The sequence below is a fragment of the Sphingobium sp. LSP13-1-1.1 genome, from assembly GCF_040676415.1.
In the GTDB taxonomy this organism is placed as follows: domain Bacteria; phylum Pseudomonadota; class Alphaproteobacteria; order Sphingomonadales; family Sphingomonadaceae; genus Sphingobium.
Map to the genome: position 1 here is coordinate 276,779 of NZ_JBEGHU010000023.1, position 20,924 is coordinate 297,702.

A 20,924-nucleotide genomic window follows, 5' to 3' on the forward strand; every position below is an offset into this window, starting at 1 on the left:
ATGAGCTATCAGTTTGGAACGAAATCGCTGCTCAATCTGGAGGGATGCCATCCCGTCCTACGGCAGGTCGCCATGGCCTCTATCGCCGAAAGTCCCGTCGACTTCGGCATTTATGAGGGGGTGCGATCGGCTGAACGGCAGGCCGAATATTTGCGGCGGGGGGTGACGAAGACCAAAAACTCCAAGCATCTGAAGCAACCGGACGGTTTTTCCCACGCCTTCGACGCAGTGCCATGGATCGCCGGATCCTATCGCTGGGAATGGGAGCCGATCTACCAGATAGCGGCGACGATCGACCGCGTTGCGACCCGGCTGGAGGTCGCGGGAAAGATCCGCTGGGGCGGGATCTGGGATCGCACGCTGGCCGACTACGGCACGGGCGCCAGCGTTTCCATGAAGGATGCCGTGGCCGCCTATGTGAAGCGGCATCCCGGCCCCGATTTTATCGACGGCCCGCATTTTGAGCTGGTGTCGTGACGGACATCACGGCGGCGATCGTCACGCCCGATCATGAAGTGCGGCAGACCAGGGCTTTCCAGCTCTATGTCCGACTGGCGCGACCCACGCACGACTGGCTGGTCGCGTTCGGCGTCGGCTGGGCGATGCTCGGCGGGCCGGCGCTCGGTGCTCCGCTTGCCGACGGCTATCTCGTCCAGGTGCTGCTCTACAGCGGGGCGACCTTTGGCGTGCGGACGCTTGAGAAGATCAAGGGGGTGGCATGACGATCGACTGGAGGAAATGGGGCGTGTTCGGCGTCATCGCCGTTCTGGCGCTGCTTTGCGCGGTGCTGGGCGGCGTCCTGCTCTGGCGCGGGCAGCAGGGGAAGGCAACCCAGGCGAAGGTCGACGTCGGCCAGGCGGGCGCCGCCGCCGACGCCGGCGTCGGCGCCCTGCAGGAACGCCAGGCGGTCGACCAGGCGCACGCCCAAATCGATATCAACGTGAAAGGAGGGATCGATGCGATCCGATCTGCGGCGGGCAGCGATGTCCAGATTACGCCTGCTGCACGCGATGCTGGCCTGCGCGCTCTGTGCGGGATGCGCAGCTACCGTGGCGACCCGCGATGTGCCGCACTGTGCCGAGCTGCTGGATGCGAGCGGCCTGCTGAATGAAACGCCGGCGGCGCCACTGCCTGGCGGCGACGTCGTGGGAGATTGGCAGGTGTTCGGTGTGCAGCAGACGGGCCAGCTGGAGCGGGCGAACGTCGACAAGGGCGGCGCGGGCCGGCTGGTGAGGAAGTGCGAGGATCTGCATCGCGAGGCATTGGCCAAGGCGGTGCGGCCGTGGTGGAAATTCTGGTGAAGGGAAAGGCTATGAAAATCTTTCGAATGATGTTCGCAGCGCTGCTGCTAATGCCGGCAGCCGCGTTGGCTCAGGGCGGGTCGATGAACGGCACGATCGGCAAGCCCGCGTCGATCAACGCTGTCCAGGTTGCCGGGCAGGATCCATCGTTCAACCTGAAGGCGCTGAAGGTGGATGCGGTTGGCGCGCTGGTGACGACGTCGTCATCCTATTCATTGCCGTCAAGCGCCGCCGCCAATGCGATCGCACCGACGACAGCGGGTGTCGTGGGCGCAGCCTATGTCTTCTGCGTTTCGGCCTGCAACATGTACGGCTTGAATGTGGTTGCCGGCGCCAGTGCCGGCTTCGTCATGCTGTTCAACTCAACATCAGTGCCGGCTGATGGCGCGGTCACGCCGATCTTCTGCATGCCCCTCGCCGCCAATGCGGGAATGGAAGCCAACTGGCGCACCATACCCAAGCGCATGACGGTCGGCGCGACGCTGGTTTTCTCAACGACGGGGTGCTTCACCAAGACGGCGTCGGGCACCGCGTTTCTTTCGGGCGACTACCAATAAGGCGATCGGGGCGATTTCAGCCCCGTGGAGCGTTGGAGGGGCGGATTGGCATTGGGGTGCTTCCGCCCTTCTTTTTGCGTCTGGCGAGTCTGGGATCGCCAAATTTGGTATCTTGACCGGGCATCCCATGAATGTATCACGCGCGCGCTCGCAATGCCCTGCCGTTCCAACATCGCACCGGAAACCGCGAATGTTGGAACAGATGCGCTATCTAAGTTATTGAAAAATCATGAGCGCGGGAAATTGGGAAGCTTCTGCTCTGCCATTGAGCTACACCCGCCCGGGTGGAACGCGGCTTAGCCTTTGATCCTGGTGCCGTCAACGCGATCGCGGCGGAGAATTTCAGAGATCGGCATAGGGCGCCTCGGCATCGCGGGACGGTATGGCGCCGCGGCGGCCGATATTCCAGCCGGCCAGACGATGCCCGGCGATCGCCGCTTCGCCGGGGGTGCGGCCGGCGAGACGGGCGTGGAGATAGCCGCCGTTGAACGCGTCGCCCGCGCCGCTCGAATCGACGACGCTCAGCTTTGCCGGAGGAGCAACGATCCGCCCGTCCACCAGGCATCCCTCCGCGCCGAGCTTCACAACGACCTCCCGGCCTTCATCCGCCCCCCAGCGGCGGGCGGCGTCCCCGGCATCGTCGACTTCGCCCATCTCCACTTCGTCAGCGAGGGTCGGCAGGCCCATGTCGCTGACGGCGATCGCCCGGTCCCGCCACTGCCGGGCCGTGTCCGCATCGGGCCAGAGCCGGGCGCGATAATTGCCGTCGAACGCCACCTTGCCGCCATTGGCGCGGACCGCGCCGCACAGGCCAAGCAGCTTCTCGCGCGCCTCTTCGGGCAATATGGCCAGGGTGATCAGCGAGAAATACAGCAGTTTCGACCGGGCCGCCTGTTCCATCATGGCGGCGCTTCCCGGCAGGTCGAACATGCGCCTGGCGGCCGCCTCTCCCCGCCAATAGTGAAAGCTGCGTTCGCCCTGCGCATCGGTTTCTATGGCATAGAGGCCCGGCAGCCTTCCCGCCGCCGCGAGCAGCAGGGACGTGTCGACCCCCTCCCCCTCCCATGCGGCGCGCAGTTCCGCGCTCATGGGATCGGCGCCGATCGCGCTGGCGAAGCGCACCTGGTCGCCGCAGCGGGCCAGATGGATCGCGGTATTGATGACGTCGCCGCCATAACGCAAATTCCAGCCGCCGTCCGGACTACCCTCCCCCGAAGCGCGGCTCAACTCCAGCATCGCTTCGCCGACGACGGTTACCCCTTCGGTCATGCCCATATGCGTCCCATCCTGCTGCTATGGGCGCCTCCTTGGCGCTTAGGGCACGGGCAAGTCAATGCCGCGCGGGCTCCGCCCATGCCGACAATTTCTTTCGCAAACGGAACGTCCCCTGCGGCTGCGCGTTGCAGGAAACGGACACGCTATTCGACGGGAATGCCCAAATGCACACGGCGGCGCCGGAAGGATCTGGAAACCGCTTCGAGCTGCTGGTCCAGAATGTTACCGACTATGCCATCTACATGCTGTCGGAAACCGGCATCGTCGCGAGTTGGAACGCCGGCGCGCGGCGTTTAAAGGGCTATGATGCCGAAGAGATCATCGGCCAGCATTTTTCCCGCTTCTACACGGCGGAGGATCAGGCGACCGGACTTCCCGCCCGGGCGCTGGAGACTGCCGAACATGCCGGGCGGTTCGAGGCGGAGGGATGGCGCGTGCGCAAGGACGGATCGCGTTTCTGGGCGCATGTCGTCATCGATCCCATCCGCGAACCCGGCGGCCGGCTCATCGGCTTCGCCAAGGTCACCCGCGACCTGACGGAGCGCCGCGCCGCCGAGGAGGAATTGCGGCGCAGCGAGGAACGCTTCCGTGTCCTGGTGCAGGGCGTCACCGACTATGCGATCTACATGCTCGACCCCGTGGGGACGATCACGAGCTGGAATCCGGGCGCGGAACGCTTCAAGGGATACAAGACCGAAGAGATATTGGGTCAGAATTTCTCTCGCTTCTATTCGGAGGAGGACCGCATGGCGGGGCTGCCCTCCAGAGCGCTGGATACGGCGGCGCGCGAAGGCCGGTTCGAGGCCGAGGGGTGGCGCATCCGCAAGGACGGATCCCGATTCTGGGCGCATGTCATCATCGATACGATCCGCAGCGCGCAGGGTGAATTGATCGGCTTTGCCAAGATCACGCGCGACCTGACCGAGCGAAGGGAGACGCAACTGGCGCTGGAAGAAGCGCGGGAAGTGGTGTTCCAGGCGCAGAAGATGGATGCCATCGGCAAGCTGACCGGCGGCGTCGCCCATGATTTCAACAATCTTCTGGCCGTGATCGTCGGCAGTCTGGACCTGGCGCGGCAGCGGCTGGCGAGCGGGGCGGACATATCCCGCTATATCGACAATGCGATGACGGCGGCGGAGCGCGGCGCGACGCTGACGCAGCGCATGCTCGCCTTCGCGCGCAAGCAGGAACTGAAGCTGCGAAGCGTGGATTGCGTGACGCTGGTCCGGGACATGGCGGACCTGTTGAAGACGACCCTGGGCAACGGTGTGGCCATAGAGACCCGCTTTCCCCTGCAACTGAGCGCCGCCCATGCCGATCCGGCGCAACTGGAACTGGCTCTGCTCAACCTGGCGGTCAACGCCCGCGACGCCATGCCGGACGGTGGGAGGATCATCATAGAGGGCGCGGAGGCTACGCTGTCGAAGGCGCAGCGCCCCGACCTGGCGGATGGTCGCTATGTGCGCCTGTCCGTGATCGATGAAGGCGAGGGCATGGACGCAGCCACGCTGGAACGCGCGCGCGAACCGTTTTTCACGACCAAGGGGGTCGGCAAGGGCACGGGCCTGGGCCTGTCGATGGTGCATGGCTTTGCCGAACAATGCGGCGGTTTGCTGACCATCGCCAGCGAGCCGGGCAAGGGGACCACGGTATCGCTGTGGCTGCCCTGGGCGCCGGCCGACGAGGTCAGGGAGGATGTCGCGGACATACCCGACATGCTGGCGCTGGCCGAGCCGCTGGTGATCCTCGCGGTCGACGACGATGACCTGGTGCTGACGAACACCGCCGGCATGCTGGAGGAACTGGGGCATACCGTATTCCAGGCGACGTCGGGACGGGACGCGCTGCGCGTGCTGGAAAAAGGCAGCGTCGACCTGGTCATCACCGACTATGCCATGCCGGGCATGACGGGAACCCAGCTTGCCGATCAGATCGACGAACGATTCTCCGGCCTGCCCGTGGTGATCATCACCGGCTTTGCCGAATTGCCGCCCAACATGACGCGACGGCCCCGGCTGGACAAACCGTTCAAGCAGGCGGAGCTGGCGCGCATCGTGACAGCGGTGACGCAGGGCGGCCAGAAGCTCGTGCGGTTGGCCCCGCCGTCCGACAACCTGTAGGCGGCGATCTTTACCAAAGCTTGACGAAACAGGCGTAAAGCAAGGATTTCCTTGCCCTAGCCCCTTGCATGCGTCGGGAAGTTCGCCAAAGAGACATGAACGTCGTCCCTCCCCCGTACCCTCTTCCGCAGGATCGCATGAACAGGCAAGCCGCGCCGACTTCCCATTTCTACACGTCGCTGCGCATGCGCCTCCACTATCTGGATTGGGGCAACAGTGCAGCCCCGACGCTGATCCTGGTGCATGGCGGGTTCGACCACGCCCGCAGCTGGGACTGGACGGCGCGGGCGCTGGCGAAGGATTATCATGTCATCGCACCGGACCTGCGTGGCCATGGCGACAGCGCCTGGTCGGCCGAGGGTTCCTATATGACGGCGAACTATGTCTACGATCTGGCGCAATTGATCGAGCAACTGGGCCGGGAGCCGGTGATATTGGTCGGCCATTCGCTGGGCGGCTCGATCGCGCTCCGCTATGCCGGGCTTTTCCCGGAAAGGGTCGCCAAGGTCGTCGCCATTGAAGGGCTGGGCCTGTCGCCGGGCCGGATCGAGGAGCAGGCGCAAAAGGCCGAACCGGACCAGTGGCTGCAGTGGATCGAGAAGCGGCGAGGGCGCGCGCGCCAGACGCGGCGGCATTACCCGACCATCGAGGCCGCGGTCGCGCGCATGCGGGAACGCAACGACCATCTGTCGGTCGAGCAGGCGATGCATCTCACCATCCATGGCGTCAATCGCAACGAGGATGGCAGCTATCGCTGGAAATTCGACCCCTATCTCCATGACCCCGCGCCGCAGGCCTGGTCCGACATCAGCCTGCCGCAGTTCTGGGAACGGATCGCATGCCCCACGCTCCTGTGCCTGGGGCTGGATAGCTGGGCGTCCAATCCGGTGAAGGACGGACGCGCCGCGCATTTCCAGGATGCGCGGCTGGTCGAATTCGCGGATGCCGGCCATTGGCTGCATCATGACCAGTTCGACCGCTTCATCGCGGAACTGCGGGACTTCCTCTGATCCGGCCATAAGGCAGAAGGCTGGGTGGGACGTCCTGGGGCCTAGTTTTTCCTGCGAAGGGCCTGGCCCCGCTATGCTTTGAAGGCGGCGATGGCGGCCTGATATTCGGACCGGAGCTGGGCGATGAAGTCGGCGGCAGGCTGGACTCCGCGGATTGCGCCAATCCCCTGGCCCGCGCCCCAGACATCGCGCCACGCCTTTGCGCCACCTGAAGCGCTGGAAAAATCCATTTGCGAAGCCTTGGGCAGATTGTCGGCGTCCAGCCCGGCAGCGGTGATGCTGGGGCGCAGATAATTGCCGAGCACGCCAGTGAAATAGTCGGAATAGACAATGTCGGCCGACCCGCTGTCGACGATCATCTGCTTGTAGGCAAGTTCAGCATTGGCTTCCTCGGTCGCGATGAAGGATGACCCCATATAGGCGAAGTCCGCCCCCATCATCCGCGCCGCCGCGATCGAGCGGCCGGTCGCGATCGCGCCTGAGAGAGCGAGCGGCCCGTCGAACCAGGCGCGGATTTCCTCGACCAGCGCAAAGGGCGAGAGGGTGCCGGCATGGCCGCCTGCCCCCGCAGCCACGGCGATCAGGCCATCCGCGCCCTTTTCGATCGCCTTGCGCGCGAAGACATTGTTGATGACGTCATGAAGGACGATGCCGCCGTAGCTGTGTACGGCCTCGTTCACATCCTCCCGCGCGCCCAGCGAAGTGATCACGATCGGCACGCGATATTTGACGCAGAGAGCGAGATCCTCCTCCAGCCGGCTGTTGGTCTTGTGCACGATCAGGTTGACCGCGAAGGGCGCGTCCCTGTCCGTCAAGGCTTCCCCCAATTGCTGGAGCCATTGTTCGAACACGCCCGACGGACGGGCGTTGAGCGAAGGAAAGGCGCCCACGATCCCGGCGCGGCACTGGGCGATGACGAGCGCCGGCTGCGAGATGATGAACATCGGCGAGCCGATCAGCGGCAGGGACAAACGGCCCTCCAAAAATGCCGGCAAACTCATGGGCCAGGCCCCTCCTTCATGATTTACGGAAACGCGCTATCACCTCGCACAGCGCGACAAAAGATCGAATTTGGCGACCTTGCGGCGGCGGGCGCATGGCCGTCGAACGCCGTAGCGTCAACGATGCGCATGTTTCGATAAAGATGAAGGGGTCTGAGAGACGGGCCAGGGAAAAGCCGCATTTTTATAGGGAACGATCCATCCGCGCCTTCACGAGGCAGCGGATCAATCCCCCACGATCTTGAGCAGCCGGCGTTCCACGGGCGCGAGTATGCCCTGAAGCTCGGCGCCGCGCTTCAACACATGGCCTGCCTCCCCGATCAAGGCCCACATGCCCTGGCGATGACGCAGCGAGGGCCGCTTTTCGATGCGGAATTCCGGTCGCTCGGCGGACCGGCGGAATGCGGAGAAGATCGCCGCCTCTCGCCCCATGTCAATGGCGTAATCGCGCCAATGCCCGGCTGCGACCATGCGGCCGTAAAGATCCATGATACGCTGAAGTTCGAGGCGATCGAACCCGGTCTGACCGGCCGGGCCAGCCGCGCCCCGGGCCGCTTGCGACGGAAACGGCGTCACATTGCTCATCAGGCGCGGCCACGCTCCCTGAGCTCGGCAAGATGATCCGCAGGCGCATTGCTCCGTTCAGCCAGCAGGTCGGCGAGGCGCTTCTGCAACTGGTCGATTTCAAGCTGGAGCATTTCCAGCTTCTGCTTGTCCGGGTCGACGCAGTCGGAGCAAGGCGTGCCATAGGGCAGGAATTCCCGCTGATAGGCCGTCACGTCGACCAGCATGGGACGCGCGGGAATGCCGACCATGGTCGCGCCCTCCTTCACATCCTTGGTCACGACGGCGTTGGCGCCGACGCGGGCGCGGGCGCCCACGCGCACCGGACCCAGCACCTGGGCACCGGAACCGACGATCACGCCGTCTTCCAGCGTCGGATGGCGCTTCCCGGCGATGCCATTGGCGGGGTCCGTCCCCCCCAATGTCACATTCTGGTAGAGGGTGACGTCATTTCCGATCTCGGCCGTCTCCCCGATCACGGTGAAGCCATGATCGATGAAGAAGCGCTTGCCGATGCGGGCGCCGGGGTGAATGTCGTTGCCGGTCAGGAACCGGGAAAAATGGTTCACCGCGCGGGCCAGGAAATAGAGCCGCGCCCGGTAAAGCCGATGCGCGACCCGATGAAAGGCCAGCGACCAGACACCCGGATAGAGCAGAATTTCGGCGCGCGAACGCGGAGCAGGATCGCGAGCTTTGACCGAATCCAGATAGGCAATAAGATTGCGCAGCATGAAGCGCCCCTGATGAAAACCGACCAGGCGGTACATAAGCGCAAAAGGATGAATTTTCCAGATGGTGGGCTATTTCGGCTTCGTCCGATAAAACAGAAAGTTTCTTGGCGGCCCGTGATATACCAATCAAAGCGGTAGACAATGTAACAGGGACCAGTGAATGATCGACATATTGATCGCCCGTTTCGGCGAAGTCCTGCCCTTCATTCTCATCGGTTTCGGCGCCCAGATGATCGACGGCGCCCTAGGCATGGCCTATGGCGTCATTTCCAGCACGCTCCTCCTGGCGCTGGGCGTGCCGCCCAGCAGGGCGTCGGCGAGCGTCCATGCGGCCGAAACCTTCACGACGGGCGTGTCGGCCATCAGCCACATCCTTCACAGAAATGTCGACTGGCGCCTGTTCGCGCGCCTCATCATTCCGGGCGTGGTCGGGGGCGTGGCCGGGGCCTATCTGCTGTCCAATGTGGACGGGGCGGTGATCAAACCCTTTGTGCAGGCCTATCTGACGGCGATCGGCGTCTACCTGATATGGCGCGGTTTCCATTATCCGCCCCAGGCGCGCAATCCCAAATGGGTGGCACCGCTCGGCCTGGTCGGGGGCTTCATGGATGCCACGGGCGGCGGCGGATGGGGGCCTGTGGTGACGTCGAACCTGCTGATCCAGGGATCCAGCCCGCGCCATACCATCGGCACGGTGAACAGCGTCGAATTCATCCTGACGACCGCCATCAGCCTGACCTTCCTGCTGCATCTGGGCTGGGAAACCTTCACCACCTACACGGTCGGCCTTTTGATCGGTGGCGTGATCGCCGCACCTTTCGGCGCGATGCTGGCCCGGCATGTCGCGCCCAGAACCCTCTTCATCGCCGTGGGATCGATCCTGACCCTCACATCGCTGTTCGGCGTGGCCAAATGGCTTGGATATATTGGTTGAGTTAATTATATTGGGCTTTCCAATCGAGGAAAGCGATCAATGTCCAGTTACATGCCCACCCTCAAGCAGCTTCAATATCTTGTCGCGCTGAAGGAGCATGGCCATTTCGGCAAGGCCGCGGATAGCTGCTTCGTCACCCAGTCGACGCTGTCCGCCGGTATTCGCGAGCTGGAATCGCTGATCGGCATCACGCTGGTCGAGCGGACGCGGCGGGTCGTCCGCTTCACCGCTCTGGGCGATCGTATCGTTGAAAAGGCGCATCGGGTGCTACGCGAGGCCGAAGAACTGGCCGCCATCGCCGAGGCGTCGGGCAAGCCGTTGACGGGCGAACTGCGGATGAGCGTCATTCCCACCATCGCCCCCTTCCTGCTCCCCCGGCTGCTACCCCGGCTGCGTGGCGAGCGACCGGAACTGAAACTCTATCTGCGCGAGGAAACGACGCAGGCGGCCATCGAGTCCCTGCGGCACGGCAATGTGGATTGCGTGCTGCTCGCCCTGCCCTTTCCGACTGGGGAACTGGACAGCGAATTTCTGTTCCAGGACCGGCTTTATGTCGCCTTTCCCCGCGACGACCCGCGCGATCCGCCCGAATGGATCTCACCCGAGATGATCGACGAGACCAAGCTGTTGCTGCTGGAGGACGGGCACTGCCTGAAGGACCATGCGTTGGCGGCGTGCAACCGGCCGGAAATTCGCGCGAGCGCGATGATGATGGGAACGTCCCTGCATACGCTGGTCCAGATGGTCGACAACGGTCTGGGGATGACCATCATGCCCGAAATGGCGATAGCCAGCGGTTTGCTCAACCACACGCAGATTACCGCTCGCCCGCTTCGTTCGGAACGCGCGCATCGGGACATCGCGCTGGTTTGGCGGAAGAACAGCCCGCGCGACAAGGAGTTTCGGCTGTTGGCGGAACTGCTGCGCGACGCAGCGGACCTGCAGGAGATCAGCGCGGCTGCCTAGGACGGATCCCGGAGCGACTTCCAGGGGATCGGAACCGATCGCTGGTCGAGAAATAGCGGAAAACAAGACAGGTGCATGACAGGCTCAACGCTGCCAGCTCTCCGCCTTCTCATCATCCTCGGCGCGGGCATCCACCCAGGCGGTGCGCTCGGCAAAATGTTCCTTCTTCCAGAAGGGCGCACGGGATTTCAGCCAGTCGATGAGGAAGGCGCAAGCCTCCAGCGCCGCTGTTCGGTGACGGGATGCCGTGCCCACGAACACGATCCTCTCGCCCGGAACCAGCCGTCCGAAACGGTGGATCACTCGCACGCCAAGCAAAGGCCAGCGCTCGCATGCCTCCGCCACGATGCGTTCGACCTGCACCGTCGTCATCGCAGGATAATGTTCAAGTTCGAGCGCGACCAGATCGCCATCCCCCCGGACGATGCCGGTGAAGCTGGCCACGCCGCCACCACCAAAAGCCTCCAGCGCGGCGAGTTCCGCGCCGGGATCGAAATCGCCAAGCTGGATGGAGATGCGGCTCATCCGCCCGTTACCGGGGGGAAGATGGCCAGTTCCTCTGCTTCGCCAATCACGCTGTCCAGCGGCACGAAATGCTGGTCCAGCGCCGCGCGCAGCTTTTCCGGACGGGCAAAGGCTTCGGCATAGCCTGCCCCCCGCGTGGCCAGCGTAGCGATGAGCGCACCGATGGTGACATCGGCGGCAGGCCGTTCGACCTGTTCCTCATCGCGGCCAATGGCCTCACGAACCCAGGCGAAATAGACGAGCGTCAGGTCGGACACGGTTCAATCCATATGCTTGATGCCGACGCGCAGATAGTCCCAACCCGTAACGAGGGTCAAGATCGCCGCCGCCCAGAGCGTGGCGATGCCGACCAGTTGAACAAAGGGGAATTGCGGCACTGCGCCGGCTAGAATCAGGGCACCCAGCGCGATGAGCTGGCAGGTCGTCTTCCATTTGGCGAGGCGCGACACCGGCACGGAAACCTGGAGTCCGGCAAGAAACTCGCGCAGGCCCGACACCGCGATCTCCCGCAGCAGGATGATCATCGCCGCAGCGATATGGATGCCGGAAATATCGCGGGTGGCGGCCAGCATCAGGATCACCGCGCCGACCATGATCTTGTCCGCTATGGGATCAAGAAAAATGCCCAGTTTCGATACGGCGCCCTGCGCCCTTGCCAGATAGCCGTCGAAATAATCGGTAATCCCCATCAGGCAGTAAAGCGCGAAGGCCAGCATGTAGCCGGTCGTCCAGCGCGCACCGACCTCCGCCGGCCACAGCAGCGCGACCAGCAGCGGCACCGTCAATATGCGCGAAAGCGTCAGCAGATTGGGCAGCGTCAGCATGGCGGCGAACTGCCACAGTCGGGGCCGCCGCACAAGCAGGCGTGCAACATGGCGGGATGATTGGGCGTCGACATTCGGCGCGGAGGGCTTGTGCTTACCCGTCTTCTGTCGCTAGACCCCGCCACGCTCATCCACAGCGAAGAAGACCCCCTCGCCCATGCAAGCCTCTCTAAGGCTCCTCAACAAGCGACGTTTTCTGCCGCTTTTCATCACTCAGCTCCTCGGCGCGTTCAACGACAACCTGTTCAAGAATGCGATGGTGCTGTTCGTCGTCTATTCCGTCTACAATGACGAGAAGTCGGAAACCTGGTTCAGCGCGCTGGCGACCGGCGTGTTCATCCTCCCCTTCTTCCTGATGTCCGCCCTGTCCGGCCAGCTTGCCGACCAACGCGACAAGGCCGCGATCATCCGCATCGTCAAGGCGGCCGAAATCGTCATCATGACGGTCGGCGCGGTCGGGCTGGCGCTCATCTGGAGCGGGGTGGCCGTGCATCTGCTCGCCATCCCTCTCCTTCTGCTCGCGCTGTTCGCCATGGGGGTGCATTCGACCTTCTTCGGCCCGATCAAATATGCGATCCTTCCCCAGCATCTGCATGACGAGGAAGTGCTGGGCGGAACCGGACTGGTCGAGGCCGGAACTTACATCGCCATCCTTGCCGGGACGATATTGGCAGGGATCATCCCGGTGCAGGCGGCAGCGGCCTGCATCATCCTGACGGCCATTATCGGCTGGCTGACAGGGCGCAACGTGCCCGCGGCACCATCCCTGCTGGAGCGGCAGCCGATCGACTTCCACATCATCCGATCCTCGATCACGCTGGTGCGGGGAACGATGCACATCCGGCGGCTCTATCTCGCCATCATGGCTATCAGCTTCTTCTGGGCGGTAGGCACCGTGCTGTTCATCCAGTTTCCGCCGCTGGTCAAGAATGTGCTGAGCGCCGACAAATCGGTGGCCAGCCTGTTCCTGGGCATTTTTTCGATCGGCATCGCCATTGGATCGGTGGCGATCAATCGCTTGCTGAGCGGCCATGTCTCGGCCCGATATGCGCCTGCGTCCGTCATCGGCATGGGCATCAGCATCATCGCCTTCCACATCATATGCGACCTATGGATGGCCGGGTCGGACGGCAGGATGCTCAGCCTGTCCGGTTTCCTCCATCATCCGCTGGCGATCCCCTTGTCGCTCTGCCTGCTTTGCGTGGCGACGTTCGGCGGGATGTTCGTGGTGCCGCTCTACGCCTTCCTCACCACGACCGTCGAGAAGTGCGAGGCGGCACGGACCGTCGCGGCCAACAACATCGTCAATTCAGGGGCGATGGTGCTGGGGTCGCTGCTGACGATCAGCCTCAGCATCGCCGGCCTGTCGGTGGTGAACCAATTGCTGCTGGTGGCGGCGCTGTGCCTGCCCTGCGCGTGGATCGCATGGACATTGCACAAGGCGTGCGATTGAGACGGCGATACCGGCGAATCTCCTGCCTTCGGGCGGAAGCGCGGACGCTCTTCCCGGTGGCAGGTCGCCGAAAAACTAGAAAATGAAGCTGTAGAAAGCCGTGAAGAAGGCGCCGAAGCTCAGCATGAACAGCTTCCAGTCATTGTCGTCGGACGGCGGCGCGCGATCGCGGCTCGCCTCTGCAACGGCTGGGCGCAGCACATGGCGCGGCAACCGTTGGCGGAACGGGTGGCGGGTCGACTCGCTCGTCAGGACCAGAGTTCTTCTCATGGGCAGCAGGTTAACGGATTCTTTACCATCGGAAAGACCGCTGTTTACGGTTAATCCATGCCTGTCCCGCCACGGGACATGCTTGACCGTATCAAGCAAATAACACAGCATGGCCGAAGCAATGAACGACCCCCTGACGACTCCCGACCCGGATGCCCTGCCAGAGCGCGCCTTCGGCGTCGGCCCGCCCAGCGCCTTCGCGCCGCCCCGGCCGTGGAAGCGCCGGGTGCAGATAGCCGGGTGGGTCGTCGCGGCGCTGCTGGCGCTGCTGATGATCCTTGTCGCCTGGCTTGCGGTCACCGCGCCCATGTCGCGATCGCTCAAGCCGATCGCGCCGCCCAGCATCAGCCTGATGTCGGCGGACAGCCATCTGATTGCGCGGCGCGGCGCGATCATCGACAAGCCGGTTACCATCGCTGCCCTGCCCAAGCATGTGCCGCAGGCCTTCATGGCGATCGAGGACCGACGATTCTATAACCATTGGGGCGTCGACCCTCGCGGCATAGCGCGCGCGGCCTGGCACAATCTCTGGTCCAGCGGTTCCTCCCAGGGCGGCAGCACGATCACGCAGCAGCTTGCCAAGGGGGTGTTCCTTTCCAGCGACCGCACCTTCGGACGCAAGGCGCGCGAAGCGCTGATCGCCTTCTGGCTGGAGGCATGGCTGACCAAGGACCAGATATTGGAGCGATACCTGTCCAACGTCTATTTCGGGGACAATGTCTATGGCCTGCGCGCGGCATCGCTGCACTATTTCAACCGCCAGCCGGAACGGTTGACGATCCCCCAGGCCGCGATGCTGGCGGGATTGCTGAAGGCGCCGTCCCGGCTTGCCCCGACCACCAACCTGAAGGGCGCGCGCGATCGTGCCGCCCTGGTGACGCAGGCCATGGTCGAGGCGGGCTATATCAGCAAGGCGGAACGCGACGCCCTGCCCCCGGCGCGGCTCAATGTGCAAGATGCGCCCGATCCGACCAGCGGTACCTATTTCGCGGACTGGGTGCTGCCGCAGGCGCGGGACCGGGCCGGCGCGGTCTATGGTGCGCAGAATGTGACGACTACGCTGGACTGGCGCATACAGAGGCTGGCGGAGGCCGCGATCCGCCGCGCGCCGCTGGGCAAGGCGCAGGCCGCGTTGGTGGCGATGAAGCCGGACGGCAGCGTGGTGGCGATGGTCGGCGGCAGGAACTATGGCGAAAGCGCCTTCAACCGCGCCGTTCAGGCCAGGAGGCAGCCGGGTTCGACCTTCAAGCTGTTCGTTTATCTGGCCGCCTTCCGCGCCGGCATGACGCCCGATGACTTCATCGAGGACACGCCAATCACCACGGGCAGCTATCGCCCGGCCAATCATGGCGGCAAATATCGCGGGCGCATCACATTGCGGCAGGCCTTCGCCGCATCGAGCAATGTCGCGGCGGTCAGGCTGACGCAGAAGGTGGGCGTCGACAATGTCATCAAAGTGGCGCGCGATCTGGGCGTGACCGCTCCCTTGACGGAGGATCTGAGCCTGGCGCTCGGCACGTCGGAAATACCGCTCGTCGAATTGACGGAAGCCTATGCGGCGGTGGCGGCGGGCGCATATCCGGTGCCGGCCCATGGCCTGCCTCCGGAAGAACAGGGCTGGTTCGACCGGCTGCTGAGCCGCCAGAAGCATTTCAGCGACGACCAGCTGGAAATGATCCGCGACCTCCTGTCTTCCGCCGCCAATCGCGGCACCGGCAGCGCGGCCGCCCTTCGCACCAGCACTTTCGGCAAGACCGGCACGACCCAGGACAGCCGCGATGCGATCTTCGTCGGCTATGCAGGCGGGCTGGTGACGGCGGTGTGGATCGGCAATGACGATAACAGCCCCCTGCCCGGCGGCGCGGCGGGAGGCGGCGTGCCGGCCCGCATCTGGCGCAACTTCATGGCGGGAGCGATCAACGAGCCGGTCGAGGATGCGCCGGAGGAAAGCAAGGACAGCGACCTGGTCAACGCCATCGCCAATGTCGCTACGGAGGCGGGGCTGGGCAATATGAGCGTGGGCCTGGACACGCAGGGGGTGACGGTGAATGTCGGGAACGGCCAGATCCGCCTTCCGATCGACCAGCCGCAAGGGCCGCAGCCGACAACTCCCGGACCGCAGCCGAGCACGCCCCCGCCGCGCATCATCGTTCCGACCGCGCCCGCCGCCGCCGATCAACAACCTTGATGGCGGCGGGCGATGATGCGCTTCTGCCTGCGCCGGCGCGCGACACTATTTTCACCGTCCGCGCCATTCGCGGCCCCATCCGCCCTTTCTCCGGCGCGCTTCCTGCCCTACATGGATCGGCATGAGCGCCCCTCTCTACAACAAGGACATTTTGCGGCTGGCCGCGAACATACCCCATCACAGGCGGCTGCCCGACGCGCAGGCGAGCGTCGAGAAGCGGTCGCCCACCTGCGGGTCGCGGGTGACCGCTGACGTCAGGATGGAAAATGGCCGGATCGCCGACATCGGGCTGGACGTGAAGGCCTGCGCCCTGGGGCAGGCATCCGCGGCACTGATGGCTGCGCAGGCGATCGGCCTTACCGCCGATGAACTGGCGGACGCGCGCGACCGGCTCACCGCCTATCTGGCGGGGGAGAGCGATGAACTGGATTTCTGGCCGGGGCTGGCTGTCCTTGCCCCTGCCCGCGACTATCCGGCTCGCCACGCCTCCATCCGGCTGGGCTTCGAAGCCATTGCCGAAGCGGCGCGCATGGCCGACGCCTGATGCAGGATCAGCTTGCGTCGACCGCCGTGGTTCCCGTGTCCGCTACCGACATATTATTGTCCGAGGGCGTTATCCTGCTCGGCGCGGCGGTCCTGTTCGTCATCCTGTTCCGCCGCCTGGGATTGGGCGCCGTGCTCGGTTATCTGGTCGCGGGCGCGCTGGTGGGGCCGCAGGGACTGAGGCTCGTCGGCGGAGCGGAATCGAAGCTCGCCATAGCCGAGATCGGCATCGTGCTGCTGTTGTTCCTCGTCGGGCTCGAATTGCATCCGGCCCGCCTATGGCGGCTGAAGCGCGACATCTTTGCCCTGGGCGCGGCACAGGTGGTGCTGTGCGGCTGCGCGCTGACGGCGATCATCTTCTACACCACGGGCTTCACCTGGGGCGCGGCCATCGCGCTGGGACTGCCCCTGGCGCTGTCCTCCACGGCGCAGGTGCTGCCGGGCCTCAAAAGCAGCGGGCGGATCAATTCGCCCTTTGGTGAAAAGGTGTTCTCGATCCTGCTGTTCCAGGATCTCTCGATCGTCCCGCTGATCACGATCGTGGCGGCCCTGTCCCGCAATCCGGCCGATGTGGGCGGTCCGCCGGGATGGATGATGGCCGGCTATACAGTGGCCGCCATTGCCGGGCTGGTGCTGGCCGGCCGGTTCATCCTGCGTCCGCTGCTCCGCCTGGTGGGGCGCCTGGGCGAGCGGGAACTGTTCGTCGTGGTCGGCCTGTTCACCGTGCTGGCAGCGGCGGCGCTGATGCACGCGCTGCACCTTTCCACCGCGCTCGGCGCTTTCGTGGCCGGCGTGATGCTGGCGGATTCGCCCTACCGGCACGAGATAGAGGCGGATGTCGAACCCTTCCGTTCCATCCTGCTCGGCCTGTTCTTCCTGGCAGTCGGCATGGTGCTGGACCTGCATGCGGTGGCGGCCAATCCCCTGTTCGTCATCGGCATGGCGGTGATATTGGTGCTGACCAAGGCCGCGTTGATCACCGGCCTTGCCCGATTGTTCGGCATGGAATGGAACCAGGCCATCGGCTCGGGCCTGCTGTTGAGCCAGGGCGGCGAATTCGGCTTCGTGCTGTTCGCACAGGCGCAGGGCGCCCTGCTGATCGCGCCCCAGGCCGCCAGCCTGTTCAGTGCGATCGTCACCTTCTCCATGGCGACGACGCCCTTCCTGATGCTGTTCGCGCGCAAGCTGGAATTCGCCAAACCCAAGGTGAAGGGGGACTTTTCCGTTCCCGAAGACGCGCCGCGCGGCACCGCGATCATCGTGGGCTATGGCCGGTTCGGGCAGACGGTCGCCCAGATGCTGATGGGCCATGGCTTCGGCGTCGTGTTGATCGACAAGAAGCCGTCCCAGATCGAGGTGTCCAGCCGCTTCGACATGAAGGTCTATTATGGCGACGGCACGCGCATCGACCTGCTGCGCCGTTCGGGCGGGGAAGAGGCGCGACTGATCGCCTTCTGCATCGATGATCCTTCGCTCGACGCGCGGGTGCTGGAACCCATAGCCGAGGCCTTTCCCCAGGCGGCCTTGCTGGTACGCGCCTTCGACCGCCGGCAATTGCTGGCGCTCAGGGACATGGATCTGGCCGGGGTCGTGCGCGAGGTGTTCGAATCGGCTATCTGCATGGGCGTGCAGGCGATGGAAGCGCTCGGCGTTCCGGCCGGTGAGGTGGAGGAGGTGGAGCGGCAGTATCGCCGCAATGACGAGCAGCGCATGGAACTGCAGATCGAGCATGGCACTCTGATGGCTGCGAAGGAATTAATGTATCGACCAGGCAGGCGAATGCGCCTGCTGGCGCGCGGCGACGGGGAGGAAGAAGCATGATCGGTGTTCTGGCGGCATTGTCGGCAGCCGTGGCGATAGCGGCAGGCGCCTTTGGCGCGCATGGCGCGGCCAATCCGCAGGCAGCGGAATGGTTGCGCACCGGCGGGCTGTATCAACTGATCCATGCGGTCGGCGCGCTTGCCATCATGGGGGTGGCGCGGGGTCCGGCGGCGCTGCAACTGGGCGGAGCGGCGATCTTCGCGTTCTCTCTCTATGCCATGGCACTCGGCGCGCCGAAATGGCTGGGCGCGGTCACGCCCATCGGCGGAACGCTGATGATCGCAGGCTGGATATGGACTGCCTGGATCTACTGGCGGGGATGACAGATCCAGGCCGCCACTTGCCCCCGCACCAACCCAGGCTTAGATTGAACCCATGGCCGATCATCATCATCATGACCATCTTGAACCGTCAGGCGACAGCCTGGCGGATGCAGCCCGCGCCACGCTGGAGGCGAGCCAGGAGCAATGGACGCCGATGCGCGCAGCCATTTTCGACGCTCTGGCAGCGCAAAATACCCCGGCATCAGCCTATGACATCGCCGACAGCGTATCCAAGGCGCGTGGCAAGCGGGTCGCCCCCAACAGCGTCTATCGCATCCTCGACCTGTTCGTGAACAACAACATCGCGATGCGGGTGGAAAGCGCCAATGCCTATATCGCCAATGCGCATCCGGGCTGTCACCATGACTGCATCTTCCTCGTCTGCACCCGCTGCAAGCAGGCGGCGCATGTCGACGACGACAAGGTGACGGACAAGGTCCGCGCCGTCGCCCGCGGCGAGGGTTTTCACCCGGATCGACCCGTCATCGAGATATTGGGCCTCTGCGCCAGATGCGCCGCGTGATGGCGTTGCGCTTCGAATCGGAACGGCTTAGCGCGGCCGGGAGTCTATGTCTTATATGAACGATCGTCCTTCCACCCCGCTGCTCGACCAGGTCGTCTGGCCCGCGGACCTGCGAAAGCTGCAATCGGGTCAGCTTCGGCAACTGGCCGATGAATTGCGGCAGGAGATGATTTCCGCCGTCGGCGTGACGGGCGGTCATCTGGGCTCCGGCCTTGGCGTGGTGGAACTGACCACGGCGATTCATTATGTGTTCGACACGCCGAACGACAGGCTGGTGTGGGACGTCGGCCATCAATGCTATCCGCACAAGATCCTGACCGGGCGGCGCGACCGCATCCGCACGCTGCGGCAGGGCGGCGGCCTCAGCGGCTTCACCAAGCGGGCGGAGAGCGAGTTCGATCCGTTCGGCGCGGCGCACAGCTCCACCTCGATCAGCGCGGCCCTCGGCTTTGCGGTGGCGAACAGGATGAAGGGCCAGCCCGGCAAGGCGATCGCCGTCATTGGCGACGGCTCCATGTCGGCGGGCATGGCCTATGAGGCGATGAACAACGCCCGGGAGGCCGGCAACCGGCTGATCGTGATCCTCAACGACAATGACATGTCGATCGCACCGCCGGTCGGCGGCCTTTCCGCCTATCTGGCGCGGCTGGTGTCCAGCCGGGAGTTTCTGGGCCTGCGCGACCTTGCCAAGCGGCTCGCGCGGCGCCTTCCGCGCCCGCTTCACAACGCGGCGCGCAAGACCGACGAATTTGCGCGCGGCATGGCGATGGGCGGCACGCTGTTCGAGGAACTGGGATTCTATTATGTCGGGCCGATCGACGGGCATAATCTCGACCAGTTGATCCCGGTGCTGGAAAATGTCCGCGACGCGGCGGAGGGGCCGTGCCTCGTCCATGTCGTGACGCAGAAGGGCAAGGGCTATGCCCCGGCCGAAGCAGCGGCGGACAAATATCATGGCGTTCAGAAGTTCGACGTCGTCACCGGCACGCAGGACAAGGCTCCCCCCGGCCCGCCGAGCTATACCGGCGTCTTCGCCCAGGCGCTGATCGCTGAGGCACAACGCGACCCGACGATATGCGCGATCACGGCGGCCATGCCTTCGGGAACCGGGCTGGACAAGTTCGGCGCCGCCTTTCCCGACCGGACCTTCGACGTCGGCATTGCCGAACAGCATGCCGTAACCTTCGCAGCCGGGCTTGCCGCGCAGGGCATGCGGCCCTTCTGCGCCATTTATTCGACCTTCCTGCAGCGCGCCTATGATCAGGTCGTGCATGACGTGGCGATCCAGAATCTGCCGGTGCGCTTCGCCATCGACCGCGCCGGCCTGGTCGGCGCCGACGGATCGACCCATGCCGGCAGCTTTGACGTGACCTATCTCGCCAGCCTGCCCAATTTCGTCGTGATGGCGGCAGCGGACGAGGCGGAACTGGTCCATATGGTGCATAGCTGCGCTCTGTACGACGAGGGGCCGATTGCGGTGCGCTATCCGCGCGGCAACGGCACGGGCGTCGCCCTGCCCGCCACGCCGGAAAGGCTGGAAATCGGCAAGGGCAGGATCGTGCGGGAGGGGCGACAGGTGGCGATCCTGTCGCTCGGTACCCGGCTGGAGGAAGCGCTGAAGGCCGCGGAAACGCTGGAGGCCAAGGGGCTGTCGGCCACCGTTGCGGATCTGCGCTTTGCCAAGCCGCTGGACGAAGCGCTGATCCGCAGATTGTTGACCACGCATGAGGTCGCCGTGACCATCGAGGAAGGGTCTGTTGGCGGCCTTGGCGCCCATGTGCTGACGCTGGCCAGCGACCAGGGACTGATCGACAACGGCCTCAAATTGCGGACCATGCGGCTGCCTGACGTCTTCCAGGACCAGGACAAGCCGGAAAAGCAATATGCCGACGCGCGGCTGGACGCGAGTGCCATTGTCGACACCGTGCTGACCGCGCTGCGTCACAACAGCGCTGGCATAGGGAGCGAAGTTCGGGCGTAATAAGCAACCATAAA

Annotated in this window: 24 protein-coding genes; 16 read left to right on the forward strand and 8 right to left on the reverse strand. The window is 64.5% G+C overall.

Annotated elements, in window-relative coordinates:
* From MRBLSP13_RS13315 to MRBLSP13_RS13335, 5 genes are read left to right on the forward strand one after another with little or no spacing between them, the layout of a single operon-like run.
* Positions 1-477 (forward strand): M15 family peptidase, encoded by a 477-nt coding sequence (locus MRBLSP13_RS13315; protein ID WP_363754950.1) that lies wholly within the window; start codon positions 1-3, stop codon positions 475-477.
* Positions 474-722, forward strand: coding sequence for a hypothetical protein (locus MRBLSP13_RS13320; protein ID WP_363754952.1), 249 nt, complete (start codon positions 474-476; stop codon positions 720-722). The genes MRBLSP13_RS13315 and MRBLSP13_RS13320 overlap by 4 nt, the downstream gene beginning before the upstream one ends.
* Positions 719-1,111, forward strand: a complete 393-nt coding sequence (locus MRBLSP13_RS13325) for a hypothetical protein (RefSeq protein WP_363754954.1) — start codon at positions 719-721, stop codon at positions 1,109-1,111. Before MRBLSP13_RS13320 ends, MRBLSP13_RS13325 begins: the two co-directional genes overlap by 4 nt.
* The gene (locus MRBLSP13_RS13330; protein WP_363754956.1) at positions 1,065-1,301 is read left to right on the forward strand and encodes a hypothetical protein; all 237 of its coding nucleotides are present in this window, start codon (positions 1,065-1,067) and stop codon (positions 1,299-1,301) included. Before MRBLSP13_RS13325 ends, MRBLSP13_RS13330 begins: the two co-directional genes overlap by 47 nt.
* A gap of 11 nt (positions 1,302-1,312) precedes the next feature.
* On the forward strand, positions 1,313-1,858 hold the full coding sequence (locus MRBLSP13_RS13335) for a hypothetical protein (RefSeq protein ID WP_363754958.1): 546 nt from the start codon (positions 1,313-1,315) through the stop codon (positions 1,856-1,858).
* Positions 1,859-2,200: 342 nt separating this feature from the next.
* On the opposite strand, the gene MRBLSP13_RS13340 is transcribed toward MRBLSP13_RS13335, so the two are convergent.
* The gene (locus MRBLSP13_RS13340) at positions 2,201-3,133 is read right to left on the reverse strand and encodes a sugar kinase (protein ID WP_363754960.1); all 933 of its coding nucleotides are present in this window, start codon (positions 3,131-3,133) and stop codon (positions 2,201-2,203) included.
* A 164-nt stretch (positions 3,134-3,297) separates the two neighbouring features.
* Here MRBLSP13_RS13340 and MRBLSP13_RS13345 point away from each other — a divergent pair, with 164 nt between their 5' ends.
* Together MRBLSP13_RS13345 and MRBLSP13_RS13350 are read left to right on the forward strand one after the other, a co-directional pair.
* Complete coding sequence (locus MRBLSP13_RS13345) at positions 3,298-5,253, forward strand: hybrid sensor histidine kinase/response regulator (RefSeq protein ID WP_363754962.1); 1,956 nt, start codon at positions 3,298-3,300, stop codon at positions 5,251-5,253.
* A 137-nt stretch (positions 5,254-5,390) separates the two neighbouring features.
* On the forward strand, positions 5,391-6,263 hold the full coding sequence (locus MRBLSP13_RS13350; protein WP_363734554.1) for an alpha/beta fold hydrolase: 873 nt from the start codon (positions 5,391-5,393) through the stop codon (positions 6,261-6,263).
* 71 nt (positions 6,264-6,334) lie between these two features.
* On the opposite strand, the gene MRBLSP13_RS13355 is transcribed toward MRBLSP13_RS13350, so the two are convergent.
* The 3 genes from MRBLSP13_RS13355 to epsC form a co-directional block, all read right to left on the reverse strand.
* Positions 6,335-7,264 carry an NAD(P)H-dependent flavin oxidoreductase gene (locus MRBLSP13_RS13355; protein ID WP_363754964.1) on the reverse strand — a complete coding sequence of 310 codons (930 nt, stop codon included), beginning with the start codon at positions 7,262-7,264 and terminating at the stop codon, positions 6,335-6,337.
* Between the two features lie 225 nt (positions 7,265-7,489).
* Positions 7,490-7,849 (reverse strand): DUF2794 domain-containing protein, encoded by a 360-nt coding sequence (locus MRBLSP13_RS13360; protein ID WP_363734552.1) that lies wholly within the window; start codon positions 7,847-7,849, stop codon positions 7,490-7,492.
* A complete protein-coding gene (gene epsC / locus MRBLSP13_RS13365) occupies positions 7,849-8,559 on the reverse strand; it encodes a serine O-acetyltransferase EpsC (RefSeq protein ID WP_363734551.1) in 711 nt (236 codons plus the stop codon). The genes MRBLSP13_RS13360 and epsC overlap by 1 nt, the downstream gene beginning before the upstream one ends.
* Positions 8,560-8,719: 160 nt before the next feature.
* On the opposite strand from epsC, the gene MRBLSP13_RS13370 reads away from it, so the two are divergent.
* Together MRBLSP13_RS13370 and MRBLSP13_RS13375 are read left to right on the forward strand one after the other, a co-directional pair.
* A complete protein-coding gene (locus MRBLSP13_RS13370) occupies positions 8,720-9,493 on the forward strand; it encodes a sulfite exporter TauE/SafE family protein (RefSeq protein WP_363734550.1) in 774 nt (257 codons plus the stop codon).
* 39 nt (positions 9,494-9,532) lie between these two features.
* Entirely contained in the window at positions 9,533-10,459 is a 927-nt protein-coding gene (locus MRBLSP13_RS13375) for a hydrogen peroxide-inducible genes activator (protein WP_133652258.1), read from the forward strand.
* An 84-nt stretch (positions 10,460-10,543) separates the two neighbouring features.
* On the opposite strand, the gene MRBLSP13_RS13380 is transcribed toward MRBLSP13_RS13375, so the two are convergent.
* From MRBLSP13_RS13380 to pgsA, 3 genes are read right to left on the reverse strand one after another with little or no spacing between them, the layout of a single operon-like run.
* Positions 10,544-10,984 carry a molybdenum cofactor biosynthesis protein MoaE gene (locus MRBLSP13_RS13380; RefSeq protein ID WP_363734549.1) on the reverse strand — a complete coding sequence of 147 codons (441 nt, stop codon included), beginning with the start codon at positions 10,982-10,984 and terminating at the stop codon, positions 10,544-10,546.
* The gene (locus MRBLSP13_RS13385) at positions 10,981-11,241 is read right to left on the reverse strand and encodes a MoaD/ThiS family protein (protein WP_363754966.1); all 261 of its coding nucleotides are present in this window, start codon (positions 11,239-11,241) and stop codon (positions 10,981-10,983) included. Before MRBLSP13_RS13385 ends, MRBLSP13_RS13380 begins: the two co-directional genes overlap by 4 nt.
* 3 nt (positions 11,242-11,244) lie before the next feature.
* Entirely contained in the window at positions 11,245-11,808 is a 564-nt protein-coding gene (gene pgsA, locus MRBLSP13_RS13390; protein ID WP_133652261.1) for a CDP-diacylglycerol--glycerol-3-phosphate 3-phosphatidyltransferase, read from the reverse strand.
* Positions 11,809-11,965: 157 nt separating this feature from the next.
* Here pgsA and MRBLSP13_RS13395 point away from each other — a divergent pair, with 157 nt between their 5' ends.
* Entirely contained in the window at positions 11,966-13,261 is a 1,296-nt protein-coding gene (locus MRBLSP13_RS13395) for an MFS transporter (protein ID WP_363734547.1), read from the forward strand.
* Between the two features lie 75 nt (positions 13,262-13,336).
* Here the strand turns inward: MRBLSP13_RS13395 and MRBLSP13_RS13400 are convergent, their stop codons facing one another.
* Positions 13,337-13,531 (reverse strand): hypothetical protein, encoded by a 195-nt coding sequence (locus tag MRBLSP13_RS13400; protein WP_363734546.1) that lies wholly within the window; start codon positions 13,529-13,531, stop codon positions 13,337-13,339.
* A 109-nt stretch (positions 13,532-13,640) separates the two neighbouring features.
* On the opposite strand from MRBLSP13_RS13400, the gene MRBLSP13_RS13405 reads away from it, so the two are divergent.
* From MRBLSP13_RS13405 to dxs, 6 genes are all read left to right on the forward strand, one after another.
* Complete coding sequence (locus tag MRBLSP13_RS13405) at positions 13,641-15,719, forward strand: transglycosylase domain-containing protein (RefSeq protein ID WP_363754968.1); 2,079 nt, start codon at positions 13,641-13,643, stop codon at positions 15,717-15,719.
* A 121-nt stretch (positions 15,720-15,840) separates the two neighbouring features.
* The gene (locus MRBLSP13_RS13410) at positions 15,841-16,263 is read left to right on the forward strand and encodes an iron-sulfur cluster assembly scaffold protein (protein WP_363734544.1); all 423 of its coding nucleotides are present in this window, start codon (positions 15,841-15,843) and stop codon (positions 16,261-16,263) included.
* Complete coding sequence (locus tag MRBLSP13_RS13415) at positions 16,263-18,083, forward strand: monovalent cation:proton antiporter-2 (CPA2) family protein (RefSeq protein ID WP_363734543.1); 1,821 nt, start codon at positions 16,263-16,265, stop codon at positions 18,081-18,083. Before MRBLSP13_RS13410 ends, MRBLSP13_RS13415 begins: the two co-directional genes overlap by 1 nt.
* Positions 18,080-18,406, forward strand: coding sequence for a DUF423 domain-containing protein (locus tag MRBLSP13_RS13420; RefSeq protein WP_363734542.1), 327 nt, complete (start codon positions 18,080-18,082; stop codon positions 18,404-18,406). Before MRBLSP13_RS13415 ends, MRBLSP13_RS13420 begins: the two co-directional genes overlap by 4 nt.
* Before the next feature lie 52 nt (positions 18,407-18,458).
* Complete coding sequence (locus MRBLSP13_RS13425) at positions 18,459-18,929, forward strand: Fur family transcriptional regulator (RefSeq protein WP_363734541.1); 471 nt, start codon at positions 18,459-18,461, stop codon at positions 18,927-18,929.
* A gap of 46 nt (positions 18,930-18,975) precedes the next feature.
* Complete coding sequence (dxs, locus tag MRBLSP13_RS13430) at positions 18,976-20,910, forward strand: 1-deoxy-D-xylulose-5-phosphate synthase (RefSeq protein ID WP_363734540.1); 1,935 nt, start codon at positions 18,976-18,978, stop codon at positions 20,908-20,910.
* Positions 20,911-20,924: the final 14 nt, after the last annotated feature.